The following is a 14,636-nucleotide window of genomic DNA, read 5'->3' on the forward strand; positions in this document are numbered from 1 at the left end:
AAGCGAGCCCGCTCGCGATAGGGCCAAAGCAGTCACCACACCTCCTGCCTACCTGGGATGTGCAGCAGGCAGGCATTTTTTATAGGGCGGGGTTTAGAACGATAAGTGACTAAAACCCGCCACGACCGATCATTTTCAGAACTTGTAATTGACCCGCGTGTACAGCGTGCGGCCAAACGGGTCGCCGTATTTCGGGTCGTAGCCGCTCTGGAACGTGTAGGTCTGGTTGCTGAACGGCGGCTCGCGGTCGAACAGGTTTTTCACCCCGAGGGTCACCGCCAGGGTCTTGCGCCATGTGTAGGTGCCGGCCACGTCCCAGACGTTGTACGAACCGACGTAATCGTGAGTCTCGCGATCCGAGTCGTGGTAACCACTGGTGTAGCGGTTGGTCAGGCTTGCGCCGAGCGGGCCGTAGTTCCAGCTGCCGGTCAGGCTGTGACGCCAACGGGCCACGGCGCCGGCCGAGGCAAAGTCGCCGCCGCGAAAATCGCCGAGCTTGTCGATGTAGTCACCCTTGAGCTGCTGCTGATAGTCATAACGGGTCACGTAAGTGCCTTGCAGACCGATGCCGAAATCACCGTACGGCGTGCTCGGCAGGCGATAGTCGAAACTCACGTCGACGCCGTTGGTCTTGATCTTGCCGAGGTTGGCCAGCCCGGTGACGATGTGGTCGATGGAACCGTCGGGCTTGCGGATCAGGCGCTCCGGGTACAGCTCCGGATTCTCGAACACCGCCGATTCGGGGAACTCGGCGATCTGGTTGGCGATGTCGATCCACCAGAAATCCAGGCCGGTGGTCAGGCGATCAAACGGCTGATATACGAAACCGAGGGTGACGTTGCGCGCGGTCTCCGGGCTCAGGTCGGTGTTGCCGCCGGAGGTGCGATTGAACTGCTGGGCGCAGTCGCGGTTGGCAATGCCGCCGTTGCTCGGGTTGCCTCCAGCGCACAGGCGCGGGTCGTTGTAGTTGGCGTTGGTGAACGAAGTAAACGTCGGGTTGTACAACTCGTACAGCGATGGCGCACGGAAACCTTCGCTGTAGGCGCCGCGCACCACCAGTTCCTTGAACGGCTGGAAGCGGAACGAGTATTTCGGGTTAGTGGTGCTGCCGAAGTCGCTGTACTTGTCGTGGCGCACGGCGGCGGACAGTTCCAGGCTGTCGAGCACCGGCACGTTGACCTCGGCGTACTGCGCCGAGACGCTGCGATCCCCTTGTACGCTGCCGTTGGGATCAACACCCAGGCTCTGCACGTCGCCGGCAAACGCAGCGAAATCCTGATGAAAATCTTCCTTGCGATACTCGCCGCCCAGCGCCAGTGCCGAAGGCCCTGCACCGAACCAGTCGCCGATCTCGCGGCTGACACGCCCGTCAATCGCCTTGACCCGGCCCACTGCGGCCGCGTAATCGCCTTCTACCTCGTTGGCTGCCAGTAGTGCCGAACCGGCGGCGGTCTGCGGGCCGAACGGGTTGATCACACCGTTGGCGATGCCCTGGCTCACGGCACGGTCGTTCACATAACCGCTGCGAATCGTGTTGACCACTTTGTTCTGGTTGTACGACGCGCCGAGGTTGTAATCCCACCCGACCAGGGTGCCGTCGAAGCTCAACAGCAGGCGCTGACCGGTGTTGTCGTCCTCATGCTGACGCGCACCGACGGCGGTCTCACGCCAGTTCACGTCCACCGGTTGCGTCGGGTCCAAAGCAAAACCGCTCGGTCCGGGCGTAATGCCGTTCCCCGGATAGAACGCCGTGCCAGGGTTGACCTGATTGCCCATCAAAGTGCCGGGCCCGATCTGGGTACGGTTTTCGTTGCGCGCCCAGAAGTATTCGAGGCTGACGTTGTGATCGTCCGACAGCTTGCCGGTGGCCTTGGCGAAGGCCGAGGTCTTCTCGGTTTCCGGCACCAGATCAAGGTAGTTCCACAGGCTCTGGCGGCAGATGCCGTTGCGTGACAACAGCCCCGGCGCATTGCAACCGGAACCGGCCAGCGGGTTGGTGGCATTGCTGCCCTGGCTCCAGTTGGCGGGCGATGCCGTGCCGGAGGTGTAATCCAGACCGCGCCCTGGCTGGTAGTTATAGGTGTAGCCACGATCATCGGCGGCCAGGCGATTCTGCTTGTCGTAACTCACCACGCCGAAAACGTTGAAGCGATCGTCCTGTAAATCGCCAAAACCCCAACTGCCGCTGAAATTGCGACTTTCGCCGCCGCCAGAATGGGTCGGCGTGTCGTAGCTGGTGCTGATCTGGCCTTCGGTGAGGCTGGTCTTGGTGATGAAGTTGATCACCCCGCCGATGGCATCGGTGCCGTACAGCGCCGAAGCACCGTCGCGCAGCACTTCCACCCGGTCGATGGCGGCGAACGGGATAGTGTTGAGGTCGACGCCAGAGCCATTGATCGCATTGGTCGCATTGTTGCTCAGACGCCGACCGTTGAGCAGCACCAGGGTTTTGTTCGGGCCAATGCCCCGCAGGTCGGCGTAGGACGCCCCGCCGCTGCTCGACCCCACCGAGCGCCCGGAGCCCACCGAAGACTGGTTGGCCGAGATGCGGTTGACCAGCTCTTCAGTGGTGGTCACGCCCTGCCTCTGCAACTCCTCGACCCGCAGGATGGTGACCGGCACGGCGGTTTCGGCATCGACCCGGCGGATCGCGGTGCCGGTGACTTCGACCCGTTGCAGTTGGGTGGTCGGTTCGTTTGCCGTGCTGTCGGCAGCGACGGCCGGCAACGTGTTGATCGCCAGCAGCAAGGCCAGGCTCAAAGGGGATTTAACGGGTGAAAAATGGATCATGAACAGCCATCCCTGCGTTTTGGTTTATGCAGGGATGTGCGATGGCAGACAGGGTTTTATAGGGCGCGATTTAGACCGTTGGGTGCTGAGGTTATGCAAAAAGACGCGCGTGATTTCTCATACCAGTTCCGCGTCCTTGAGCAATCGCGTATCCAGCCCGAATCGCTCTTGCGAGACCATCCTGAATTGCCCCTCTGCCAAATCGCAGCTCACCAGCAAATTCCACGAGTGCCGGGTGGCTGCCGATGGAATCAGTACAAACGGGTGCTCGGCGAGCAACGCGTCGGCAAAATCCTGCTGGTTGGGCGAGGCCTGTGCGGGACTCATCCAGTAGGGGTTGGGCAGCTCCTCGGGTTGCACGATTTTCACAAGCGCCTCACTGACCACCTCAAAGCACGTCAGCACATAGGGACTTCTATCAAGTGCGTTGAAACTCCCGTGAGCGGCCACCTCCAGAATGGCTGTAGATGGATCGATCGAAGCATAAACGACACGGCGGCCGGGCCGGTTCCATCGACCGCCCTGCAGTTCTGAACCGATGCCGCTGTCCCATGTGCACCGGTAAAGCTCAGGGTCCAAACGCCACGCATACCAGCGGTCGTCCCAAGGCAGCGGGTTCATTGATAAACCCCGTATTTAATCCGGTGCAGATAAGCAATGACCGATTGATACCCCAGTGAGCTTTCAATCAATGCAACGGGTCTGTAACCGTTTAACCATTTGGTCGCCTTGCTCATCCACTCCTCGGCGCTCGGCTGATCGTGGAACACCTCGATAGCGGACTCAAGAGCGTGCGCATACTGAAAAGCGATCATGCTCTGCTGTCGGCTCATTCGCGTCGGCTCGCCACTATTCAGCAAGCGCCGCACGGTTCTGACGGACTTTCCGGTGATGAGCTGCACAAGCTCGCTTTCCCGGTAGAGCTCGGATGTTGAAATCATGTTCACAACGTCCCGCAGATCAAAACCTTCCCGCGCGTAACCAACAATGTGCATGGTGTCTCTGTCCCATATCCGGCCGTTCAGCAACACCTCAACAGGCTTCCCCTCGACCTTCTTCAGCCCCGTAAACCGGGGTGCTTTCGCTTGGGGCATCGGAACACCCTCCATAGGGCATCTGGCGTGATCGTGGCGCCAGGAATCACGAGGGGAATAAGTAGAGTTTTCGTGCTCGAGATGTGGGATTCGCATAATCCATCCAATGTCAGGGGCCCGAGTCTCCAGGCCGGTCAGTGACTTCATGTCACGACCGATGCTATAGGCCCCGCTTCCGACGGCCAACCTTAAAAAGTCGTCGGAAATATCCCCGTTTTCGCCCAAAGCCCGGCAACTTCCGTAGGACGCTGCCGGGCATTATTCCGTCCTCAACTGCCGAAGTGATAACTCACATCCAGCCACCACTGGCGCCCGTACGGGTCGTAGTTGCCGGTGGGGTAATACGGCCATCCCGCCGAGTCGTCATGCTTGACCTGATTGAGCACGTTGTTCACGGTCAGCCCGACGCTTGCCCGGTCGTTGAGCTTGTACCGCGCACTGGCGTTGAACACCGTCCACGGCGACAGACGCCCGTCGCCCGCACCATTGGTGACCGAGCCGTAACGAATCCCCATCAGCGTTGCCGTGGCCTTTTGGTAATCCCAGGTCAGGCTGGCGTTGACCTTGCTGCGCCAGTCGTAGTTGGTGCGCGAAGTGCGCCAGTCCTGGGTCGGCGCCTCGTCCGATTCCTTGTAGTAATGCGAGAGCACCAGGGTGTAGCCCAGCGCCGAACTGAACGCGCCGTACTGCCCGGCGCCCCAGCGGATGTTGCTTTTGAAGTCCAGGCCGCTGACCCGTTCGCTGGCGGCGTTGATCGCGTTCACGCGTACCCGTTGCAACTGATTGGGATCTACGGCGGCGTTGCCGGGATTGCGATCGACGCGCGCCAGGGTCGACTGGCAGTTGGCCGAGTTGATGTCCTGGGTGCCATTGCGGCATTCGTTCTCTTGCTGCAACAGGCGGTTTTCGTCGACGGTGGTCAACAGGTCATCGATCTCTACCCGCCAGAAATCGGTGGAAAAATCGAAATTGCGCGACGGCGACCAGACGAAACCGTAGGTCCAGGATTTGCCGCGTTCGGATTCCAGATCCGCCGTGCCGCTCTGGGTGTAATCGACCCGCCCGCGATCACAGGCGCCCTCCACGCCCTGGCTGCAACCGTAATAGTCGATCTGCGCCGGGTAGTAACCGTTGCTGTCGGACTGATAGATGTAGTTCAGGTCCGGGGCGCGGAAACTGGTGCCGTAGCTGCCGCGCACCAACAGGCTGGTTACCGGCCGCCATTCCAGGCCGAGGTTGTAGGTCTTCTGTTGCTCGGTGCGGCCGCTGAATTTGTATTGGTCCCAGCGCCCTGCCGCTGTCGCCAGCACCGTGTCGGTGACTGGAATGCTGAACTCGCCACCGGCCGCGTAACGCTTGCGCGAGCCGCCGGAGCTTTGCGCAGGAGTCACGCCGTAGAAACTGCCGTCGTTTAGGCTGTCATCCGGGTCGATGCGGTATTCCTGCTTGCCCGCCTCCAGCACCCCGGCGAATCCCACCGGACCGGCGGGCAGGTCAAACAACTCGCCGTTGACCGACGCGTTGTAACTGGTGGAAACCGACTTGCTGCTCTGCGTCAGGTTGCCGCGAAACTGCTCCCATTCCTGCTGCGTCAGTGGCCGGTCGAGGCGCGAGGCATCCGGCGCGAACACCGGGTAACCGCCACGGGTGCCCAGTTGCGGGCCGAGGTAGAAATCCTGGATCGACGACAGCGGCGTGTAACGGGTGGTGCGCACACTTTTGTACTCGGATCGGTTGGCCGCCAGTTCATAGTTCCACCCGGTGTCGGCGATCTTGTCCGAGAGACCCAGGGTGCCGGTCCATGAGGTATCGCGCCACTTGCTGTTGTTGCTGGTGCGCCCACCGATTTCCTCTTCGCCGAAGCGTCGATACCAACGCTCCAGATTGCCGCTGTTCTGGTTGATGAAATCCGGCGAGGTGAAGCTCGGGCCGCGTGTGTTGTTCTGGATGTGATCGAGGCCGTACATCAGATCGGCGAAAACCTGCCCGCTGTCGCTGAAATGCCAGGTGCCACGGGTGTAGCCGTCGTAGTTTTCCTTTTGCGTCTGCACCGTCCAGTAATCGTTGTAAATCTGGTCGGTGCGGCAGCGCCCGCCGCTGTTGAACAGCTTGTTGTCGAACGTGCCCTGATACGCGCCACAGCCGGGTCCCAGATAGCGGTTGTTGGTCAGGTCGCGACGGTAGCCGACATCCGCCAGCGGCCCGCTCTGCATGAAGCCGCGATCATCGGCCCAGATCGGATCGCGATTGGTCAGTTCGAGCCCGAACAGCCCGTCGAAGTCGCCCCAGCTGCCGCCGCCGCTGATCTGCAAGCGCTGGTTGTCACCGCCGCCGCGCTCGCTGGTGCCGCCCTTGAGATTGACGTCGACGCCATTCATTTTGTCTTTGAGGATGATGTTTACCACCCCGGCAATCGCGTCCGAACCATAGATCGCCGAGGCGCCGCTGCTGAGCACTTCGATGCGGTCGATGATCGCCGACGGAATGTTCGCCAGGTTGGTGAAGTTGACCTTGCCGTCATACGGCGTCGGGTAATCGGCGACCCGTCGGCCGTTGATCAGCACCAGCGTGTGGTTGGGGCCGAGGCCGCGCAGGTTGAGGGCGCTGGCCGCCGGTTGCCAGGTGTTGCCGTAGTCTTCGCCCTGGGTCATGCCGGTGTTCTGGGTTTGCGTGGCGAGGGCGTCGTAGACATTCTTGTAGCCGCGCGCTTCCATCTCTTCGTGGGTGATGACGTTGACCGGGGTCGCACCATCGCTCTGGGCGCGGGCAATGCGCGAGCCGGTGACGGTGACTTTTTCCATGCGGTAATCGGCAGTGCTGGCGGGTGCCACGGCAGCGGCCTTGGCCGGCGCGGCACTCGGCGTATCGGCCGGGCGAATGCTCAGGCCCTGGCTGCCCTGCTCGACTTGCAGGCCGCTGCCGATCAAGGCCTTCTCAACCGCCTGGCGGCCACCCAATGCGCCGCGCACCGCACTGCTGCGTTTGCCCTGAACCAGATTCTGACTGAAGGAAATCGGCACGCCGGTCTGGCGCGAGATGTCCAGCAGCACCTCGTCGAGGGCCCCGGCGGCAATGTCGAAGGTAAAGACCTGAGCGGCGGCGTCTTGTGCCTGAACGGCGACCGGAACCATGCCCGTCGCCAGCACGATGGCCAGCGTCAGGCGGGACAATTGTTGTTGTTTGAATGAGAACATCGAGGGGCTTCCCTGTTGAAGGCGTCTGCAGGGAATGAGCAGCGGGCCGGCGCTTTTTATAGGGTCGCGGATAGACCGGGAAGTTATGGATTTATAACCGTGCTTCGATGCTGACCCAGTACGGGTTGTGCCAGGTGACACGGATCGGCAGAGAACGCTCCAGCAGCTGCAGGGTGCGGTCGCTGTCGTCCAGCGGATAGAGACCGCTGAGGCGCAAACCGGCGACCTCGGGACTCAGGTGCAGGATGCCGCGACGGTAGCTGCGCAGGCTGTCGATGACTTCGCTCAAGGGGCGATCACGCACTTCAAGCCGCCCTTGCACCCAGGCACTTTCCTGCCCTTTGCTGTGTTCCAGCGCGAGGATTTCCTGAGCGTTGAACAGCAGACTTTCGCCCGCCTCCACCACTTGCCGCGCGCCGCTGGCGGTGACCACTTCGACCTGTGAATGCAGCATCACCAGCCGCGTTGAATCCTCACCGCGCTGCACCAGGAATTTGGTCCCGAGCGCGCGCATCCGCCCATGCTCGGTTTCGACCACAAAGGGGCGTCCCAGATTTTTCGCCACATCGATCAGCAGTTCACCGCTGCGCAAGTCCAGCAGACGCTCAAGATTGTTGAAGCGCGGCACCACGCGGCTGCGGGCATTGAGGGTCAGGGCGCTGCCATCCTCCAGCGTGAACGCCCGACGCTCGCCCGTTCCGGTCGACAACTCGCCGGCCTCCGGCAGCCAGCCATAGCGTCGCCCGAGCAGACCCGCCAGCACCGCGATCCCGAGCACACTCAAACTGCCGCTGAGGAATCGACGGCGACTGGACGGCGCATTCAGGCTGTGCAGGACACTTTCACGCGGCAAGCCGCGCAGGTTCGCATGGCGCAGCAGGTTCAACCCGCCACCCATTTGCTCGATGATTTGCTGATGCCGTGGATCCGCCGTGCGCCAGGCGTCGAAGGCCGCGCGCTCCTGCAAGCTGACGTGCCCCGATTGCAGCAGCGCCATCCATTGCGCGGCTTCGTCGATCAGCGTGTCGTCCGGCCTCATGCCTGCATCGCCTGATAGCAACGTTTGAATGCCTCGACCATGTATTGCTGCACACGGCTGGTGGACACGCCGAGGCGTTCGCCGATTTCGCTGTAGGTCAGACCGTCGAGCTGGTGATAGAGAAATGCAGCCTTGGCCTTGGCCGACAGGCCGTTGAGCAAGCGATCCACCGCCAGCAGCGTTTCGATCACCAATTCCCGTTCCTCGGGCGACGGGTGCACCGGTTCCGGCGCCAAGGCAAGGCTTTGCAGATAAGCGCGCTCCAGATCCTGCCGGCGCCAGCCTTCATAGACCAGCCGCCGCGCAATCGTGTTCAACAGCGCGCGGGGTTCGCGAATCGCCAGCGGATCGGGCAGTGCCAAAACCCGAAGAAAAGTTTCCGAAGCAATGTCCTGTGCGCTGTGCGGGCAGCCGAGGGTACGACTGACCGCCGCGCACAACCATCGGTAGTCCTTTTGGAACATTTGCCCGATGACCTGGTAATGCGGGTTGTGACTCCCCATGCCTTACTCCCTGAAAACGGGCTCCACCCGCTGCGAAAATCCATGGATACGCCGGGATCTTCCGGCGGTGATCAAGGGTGCGACTGTGCAATAGCGCCGGATACATTTGAAGTAATAAAAAATCAGGATCAGCAAACCTTTGAGAATAAGGCACGCCGTCGGCACGGCAACATTGCCTGACACAACGTTGATCTCGATCAGTGGCGCCCCCCACGCCAGTCTCTAACCTTGCGCCTCCATCGATAGCCACGGACGGCTCACCGGGAGCCTGCGGCTGACCTTTCAAGGAAGAGCAATCATGCGATCACTCAACATCATTCTTCTGTCGTCGGCGTTCAACGGCCTGACCCAACGCGCGTGGCTGGAACTGCGCCAGGCCGGACATTCGCCCAGCGTGGTGCTGTTCACCGACGAAACCGCCGTGTGCGAGCAGATCGAAAACAGCGGCGCCGACCTGGTGATCTGCCCGTTTCTCAAGGATCGCGTTCCCCATGCGCTGTGGAGCAATCCGCAGCGTCCGGTGGTGATCATCCACCCGGGCATCGTCGGCGATCGCGGCGCCAGCGCACTGGATTGGGCGATCATGCGCGAGCTGCCGTCCTGGGGCGTGACCGCCCTGCAAGCGGTGGAAGAAATGGATGCCGGCCCGGTCTGGGCCACCTGCGAATTCAACCTGCCGACCGGCCTGCGCAAATCGGAGCTGTACAACGGTCGGGTCAGCGACGCGGCGATTCGTTGCATCCGTGAAGTGGTGGAGAAATTCATCGACGGCTTCGTGCCGGTGGCGCTGGATTACAACGATCCGAAAGTGCGCGGACGCCTGCAACCGAACATGAAACAGGACGACCGCACCTTCAGCTGGCACGACTGCTCGCGCTTCATCAAGCGCTGCATCGACGCGGCGGACGGCCAGCCCGGCGTACTTGCCAGCCTCGCTGGCGGGCAATATTACGTGTACGACGTACACCTCGATCATCGCACCGGCATGCCCGGCGAGATTCTCGCGGTACACGACGACGCGGTACTGGTGGCGACCGGTGATCACAGCCTGTGGATCGGCTCGCTGCGGCGCAAACCGCAACCGGGCGAAGAAACCTTCAAGCGTCCGGCGCGGCATGTACTGGCCGGGAAGTTGTCTGGCGTGCCGGTGCTGGACTGGTCGATTGCCAACGCGCCGTTCACTGACGAGATGTATCAGCCGATTCGTTATCGCGAGTCCGGTCAGGTCGGCGAGCTGACGCTGGAGTTCTACAACGGCGCCATGAGCACCGAGCAATGCCAGCGTATGGCCGAGGCGCTGCGTTGGGCCAAATCCCGCGACACTCAGGTGCTGCTGATCAAGGGCGGTCGCGGCAGTTTTTCCAACGGTGTGCATTTGAATGTGATCCAGGCCGCCGAGGATCCGGGTGCCGAAGCCTGGGCCAATATCCAGGCCATCGATGATGTGTGCGAAGAATTGCTCAGCGCACGGCAACTGGTGGTCAGCGGGGTTACCGGCAATGCCGGCGCAGGCGGTGTGATGCTCGCACTGGCCGCCGATATCGTGTTTGCCCGCGCCGACATCGTGCTTAACCCGCACTACAAGAGCATGGGTTTGTACGGCTCGGAATACTGGACTTACAGCCTGCCCCGCGCCGTCGGCCCGGCCATGGCGGAACAACTGACCCAGGCCTGTCTGCCGGTCAGCGCGGCTCAGGCGCTGCAACTGGGCATGGTTCAGGAAATCGGCCCGCGCTGCCCGGACGAGTTCTCGCTGTGGCTGCTGCAACGGGCCAACAGCGTGCTGAGCGATCCGACTTATGCGCCGGTGCGCGAACGCAAGCTGCGGGTCGATCATGTGTTGATCCGGCAGTGTCGCGAGGCTGAGTTGAAGGAGATGCAGGAAGACATGCTGTACAACCGCAATCAGTTTGCCGAGAAGTGCCGGAATTTTGTGTATAAGCGCAAGACTTGCTGCACGCCGGCGCGGTTGGTGGAGGATTGGGCTCGGGTGCGAGAAGTCGAAGTGGCTGACTGAACAATGACGCGGTCCCGGGGCTGCCCGTACAATGCGCGCACCTCAACCACCGGCCCGCCCATGGACATTGACCTCGCCCGCACCTTTCTGGAAATCGTCCGCCACGGCAGCCTCGCCGCGGCGGCTGAAAAGCTGTTCGTCACGCAAACGGCAATCACCGCCCGGGTCCAGAAACTCGAAAGCCAGTTGGGCAGCACGCTGTTCGTGCGCAACCGTGCCGGTGCGCGGCTGACCGCCAACGGCGAGGCCTTCGTGGTCTACGCCAATCAGCTAGTGCAGACCTGGGAAGCCGCACGCCGCGACCTGCCCTTGCCCGAGGGCTATCACAACGTGCTGCACATCGGTGGCGAGGTCAGCCTGTGCAACCCGTTGATGCTCAGTTGGGCCGCCGAATTGCGCGAGAAAATCCCCGGCCACGCCTTGCGCATGGAGATCCGCGATGGTGAAAACCTGCTGCGTCAGCTAGAACTGGGGGTGCTCGATGCGGCGCTGGTCTATCAGCCGGAATACTGGCCGGGGCTGCAGGTCGAGCAAGTGCTGGAAGAGAAACTGATTCTGGTGACCACGCCCGGCCGCCCTGCCCCTTACGTGTACATCGACTGGGGCCCGGATTTCCGCCGCCAGCACGACGCCGCCCTGCCGGAAAAAGCCAAGGCTGCCCTGAGCTTCAACCTCGGCCCGCTGGCCCTGCAATACATTCTGGAGAACGGCGGCAGCGGCTATTTCCGGACCCGGGTCGTGCGCACTTATCTGGAAAGCGGCGCGCTGGAGCCGGTGACCAAAGCCCCGGAATTCGGCTACCCGACCTACCTCGTCTACTCCCGCGACCGCGACTCGGCGATCCTGCAACAGGCGTTCGACCTGCTGCGTGAGGTAATCAAGGCCGATGACGACTGGTCGCAGCGCTGGAACCCGTTGAGCTGACGGCCGCTATGCACCGGAGCATGGCACTTGTGACCTGAAGGTTGGCGCTGCACAAACGGCCGGATCGGCTACGCTGCCGGGATAACGACAATATCCGCAGGTGAGCGCAGTGAGGCAGACCACCGAGGCATTTCGCAGCCGCTACCGGGCGGCGATCCATCCCCGCTACAACCCGTGGCTGCATGGCGCGTTCGTGCTGCTGTTCGGTGTGCTGGCCGTCGGCGCGTTCTGGAGCAGCGTGCACCAGGTGCGGCCGCTGGAATGGCTGACCGTGCCGCTGACCTTGCTGTTCTTCAATTTCGGCGTGTACATGGTGCACCGCCACCTCGGCCACCACAAAAAGCGCTTCGCCCGGATGTTCTACGCCCGGCATGCCGGCGATCATCACAGTTTCTTCACCCCCGGCCACATGACCTACGACGGCCCCCGCGACTGGCGGGTGATCCTGTTCCCGGCCTGGCTGATCGTGCTGCACACGCTGGCGATCACCCTGCCCCTGTGGTGGCTGTTCGCGCAGGTCAACAGCAACGTCGCCGGACTGTTCGCTGGCTGCATGGTGTTCGGTTACCTGACCTATGAAGTGTTTCATGCCTGCGAGCATCTGCCGCCGCAGAACCCGCTGACCCGCCTGCCGTGGATCCGCCAGATGCGCCGTCTGCACGAGCTGCATCACCGTCGCGAGCAGATGCAGGAACGCAATTTCAATATCGTTTTTCCGTTGATGGACTACCTGTTCGGCACCCTCTACCGGGAGCCGGAAACCGCCCCTCTGACCGATTCGAGAACGCTCATGACCCGCATGCAGCACACAGTCGATATCGCCGGTGATCCGATTGCCGTCCTCGCCTACGCCGCCACCGTCAGTCGCTGGCCGGAGTGGCACCCGTCTTCGCTGAAGATCGACGGCCCGAGCGGTGCGTTGCATGCCGGCGCACGATTCGACGAGGACATCCATGCCGGCGGTCGCGAGGGGCATTTGCGCTGGGAGGTCACCGAGTACCTGCCCGGCCGACGCTGGTGCGCCCGGGCCCAGGGTGATCAGGGTCTGTCGTTGCGGCTGACCTATGAATGCTCGGCGCACAACGCTGCCACGCGGTTCGTGCGCACCCTCGATTACCAGTTCGAAGGGATCGGCCTGCGCATCGCCAACCATCTGCTGCTCAAGCGGCGCATCGAGCGCGAGTCGGCAACGTCGATGCTGGCCCTGCGCGACATGGCCACCCGGCATCTCGCACTCGCGGGAGCCCACGTGTGAGATGGCGTTATCTGGTGTTGCTGCTGGTTGTCGGGGTTCTGGGCTTTTTGCTGTTGATGCCGACCAGGGTCGAGCCCGTGGCCTGGACGCCGCAACCGGCGCCCTCGCTGACCGAGGGCCAGTACGCTGACAATCAGCGGCTCAAGAGCGCGGCGCAAGTCGGCCCGAGTGACATCGAAGGCCCGGAAGCGCTGCTGCTGGAAAACGACTTTCTGATCACCGGACTGCACGACGGACGCCTTCTACGCACCAGTATCGATGGCCAGCAGCGCAAGGTGCTGGCCGATACCGGCGGCCGGCCGCTGGGGCTGGCGCGGCATCCCAACGGTTTGCTGGTGATCGCCGACGGGGTCAAGGGTTTGCTGTCCCTTGATGCACAGGGGCAACTGGTGGCGCTGACCACCGAAGCCAATGGCCTGCCGTTCGGGTTTACCGATGACGTGGCCATCGACAAGTCCGGGCATTACGCCTACTTCAGCGATGCCTCCAGTCGCTGGGGTTACGGCCACGATGGCGAAGCGATCATCGAGCATGGCGGCGACGGGCGCCTGCTGCGTTACGACTTCCAGACCGGAAAAACCAGCGTATTGCTGGACAGGCTGGAGTTCGCCAACGGCGTGACCCTCGGCCCGGAAGACGCCTATGTGCTGGTCAACGAAACCGGCGCCTACCGTATCAGCCGCTATTGGCTGACCGGGCCCAAGGCCGGCACCCACGATCTGTTCATCGACAACCTGCCGGGGCTGCCGGACAACCTGGCGTTTAATGGTCGGGATCGTTTCTGGGTGGCGTTGTACACGCCTCGCAATCCGTTGCTCGACCGCACCGCCGCCCACCCTTTCGTGCGCAAGATGCTGGTGCGGGCGATGACCGTGCTGCCCAAACCGGTGGAAAAGCGCGGGTTCGTGCTGGGGCTGGATCTGGACGGCAAGGTGATCGCCAATCTGCAGGATGCCAGCGCCGGCAATTACTCGCCGATCACCACGGTGCGCGAGTATGGCGACTGGCTGTATTTCGGCTCGCTGAAGGCCACGCACATGGCGCGGATGCCATTGGACGCCGCCTTGAAGTGAGGCCTTGGACTTTGTATTAAGTCGACTGGCCCTATCGCCAGCAGGCTGGCTCCCACAAAGAATTTGCATCCCAAATGTGGGAGCCAGCCTGCTGGCGATAGCGGATAGTCAGTTACTGGATCTATCGAAGGTTTCCGGGTCTTCGTCCTCCGGCACTTCCTCGCTCTTGCGTTCCTCTTCAGGATTACGGACGGTATGCGCCGGACTATTGGGCTCGGGATGGGTGGGAACCGGGTCGAATGCACCCTGTTCTTCACTGGGGAATTTTGGATCTTTCATAAGGCACCTCGTTGAGAGTCGCAATGTGAAGACTCTGAACATTCGAGGTGCCGGTCGGGGCTGTCGTTCCAGTCAATTCACCACCGCAGGCCGGTGGTGCGACTGACGGTCAGGATCGAGCCTGCAACTGCTCGACGATCTTGTCTTTGACCTGTAGGCGTTTCTCTTTCAGTTTCTTCAGGGTGTCGTCACTGGGCGCATCCGAAGTCGCCGTCTCGGCCTTGACGACGTCGGCGTCCGCCTGGGAATACTTGTTGATCAGTGCATCCAGATGTGGATCCGCGGTGCGTCGTTGCTGGATCTCTTCCTTTGTAAGTTTCAAGTCCTGTAACAAATCATGGGTCACCGGCATGGAACACCTCCGTCAGTTGATCGGCAGCCAACGCGACCGATTGCGCTGGCCAAGTATCAGAATGGCCTCGGTTGGCCACTTCTGTCGACCACCTGTCAGACCAGCGGTGTCCGTTC

Annotated in this window: 12 protein-coding genes; 4 read left to right on the forward strand and 8 right to left on the reverse strand. The window is 62.0% G+C overall.

Annotated elements, in window-relative coordinates; genetic code table 11:
• Nucleotides 1–135 precede the first annotated feature (135 nt).
• The 6 genes from CAF76_RS03320 to CAF76_RS03345 form a co-directional block, all read right to left on the reverse strand.
• Entirely contained in the window at nucleotides 136–2,790 is a 2,655-nt protein-coding gene (locus CAF76_RS03320; protein ID WP_085646810.1) for a TonB-dependent receptor, read from the reverse strand.
• Between the two features lie 117 nt (nucleotides 2,791–2,907).
• Nucleotides 2,908–3,411 (reverse strand): RES family NAD+ phosphorylase, encoded by a 504-nt coding sequence (locus CAF76_RS03325; protein ID WP_064597057.1) that lies wholly within the window; start codon nucleotides 3,409–3,411, stop codon nucleotides 2,908–2,910.
• Nucleotides 3,408–3,884, reverse strand: a complete 477-nt coding sequence (locus CAF76_RS03330) for an antitoxin Xre/MbcA/ParS toxin-binding domain-containing protein (protein WP_172829488.1) — start codon at nucleotides 3,882–3,884, stop codon at nucleotides 3,408–3,410. Before CAF76_RS03330 ends, CAF76_RS03325 begins: the two co-directional genes overlap by 4 nt.
• A gap of 269 nt (nucleotides 3,885–4,153) precedes the next feature.
• On the reverse strand, nucleotides 4,154–7,078 hold the full coding sequence (locus CAF76_RS03335) for a TonB-dependent receptor (RefSeq protein WP_085646811.1): 2,925 nt from the start codon (nucleotides 7,076–7,078) through the stop codon (nucleotides 4,154–4,156).
• A gap of 91 nt (nucleotides 7,079–7,169) precedes the next feature.
• Nucleotides 7,170–8,117: a FecR domain-containing protein gene (locus CAF76_RS03340; protein WP_085646812.1), complete on the reverse strand. Its 948-nt coding sequence runs from the start codon at nucleotides 8,115–8,117 to the stop codon at nucleotides 7,170–7,172.
• Nucleotides 8,114–8,620, reverse strand: a complete 507-nt coding sequence (locus CAF76_RS03345; RefSeq protein WP_085646813.1) for a sigma-70 family RNA polymerase sigma factor — start codon at nucleotides 8,618–8,620, stop codon at nucleotides 8,114–8,116. The genes CAF76_RS03340 and CAF76_RS03345 overlap by 4 nt, the downstream gene beginning before the upstream one ends.
• 298 nt (nucleotides 8,621–8,918) lie before the next feature.
• Between CAF76_RS03345 and CAF76_RS03350 the strand changes: the two genes are divergently transcribed.
• The 4 genes from CAF76_RS03350 (at nucleotide 8,919) to CAF76_RS03365 (ending at nucleotide 13,889) form a co-directional block, all read left to right on the forward strand.
• Nucleotides 8,919–10,637 carry a hydrogenase maturation protein gene (locus CAF76_RS03350; protein ID WP_085646814.1) on the forward strand — a complete coding sequence of 573 codons (1,719 nt, stop codon included), beginning with the start codon at nucleotides 8,919–8,921 and terminating at the stop codon, nucleotides 10,635–10,637.
• Between the two features lie 60 nt (nucleotides 10,638–10,697).
• Entirely contained in the window at nucleotides 10,698–11,561 is an 864-nt protein-coding gene (locus tag CAF76_RS03355; protein ID WP_007959472.1) for a LysR family transcriptional regulator, read from the forward strand.
• Between the two features lie 109 nt (nucleotides 11,562–11,670).
• Nucleotides 11,671–12,816, forward strand: a complete 1,146-nt coding sequence (locus CAF76_RS03360) for a sterol desaturase family protein (protein ID WP_085646815.1) — start codon at nucleotides 11,671–11,673, stop codon at nucleotides 12,814–12,816.
• A 56-nt stretch (nucleotides 12,817–12,872) separates the two neighbouring features.
• Nucleotides 12,873–13,889 (forward strand): SMP-30/gluconolactonase/LRE family protein, encoded by a 1,017-nt coding sequence (locus CAF76_RS03365; protein WP_371857884.1) that lies wholly within the window; start codon nucleotides 12,873–12,875, stop codon nucleotides 13,887–13,889.
• A gap of 108 nt (nucleotides 13,890–13,997) precedes the next feature.
• On the opposite strand, the gene CAF76_RS28705 is transcribed toward CAF76_RS03365, so the two are convergent.
• Nucleotides 13,998–14,168 carry a hypothetical protein gene (locus tag CAF76_RS28705; protein ID WP_178076150.1) on the reverse strand — a complete coding sequence of 57 codons (171 nt, stop codon included), beginning with the start codon at nucleotides 14,166–14,168 and terminating at the stop codon, nucleotides 13,998–14,000.
• Between the two features lie 109 nt (nucleotides 14,169–14,277).
• A complete protein-coding gene (locus CAF76_RS03370) occupies nucleotides 14,278–14,520 on the reverse strand; it encodes a YdcH family protein (protein ID WP_064597076.1) in 243 nt (80 codons plus the stop codon).
• Between the last annotated feature and the right edge of the window lie 116 nt (nucleotides 14,521–14,636).

This window comes from Pseudomonas sp. B40(2017), assembly GCF_002112855.1.
Classification (GTDB): Bacteria; Pseudomonadota; Gammaproteobacteria; order Pseudomonadales; family Pseudomonadaceae; genus Aquipseudomonas; species Aquipseudomonas pharyngis.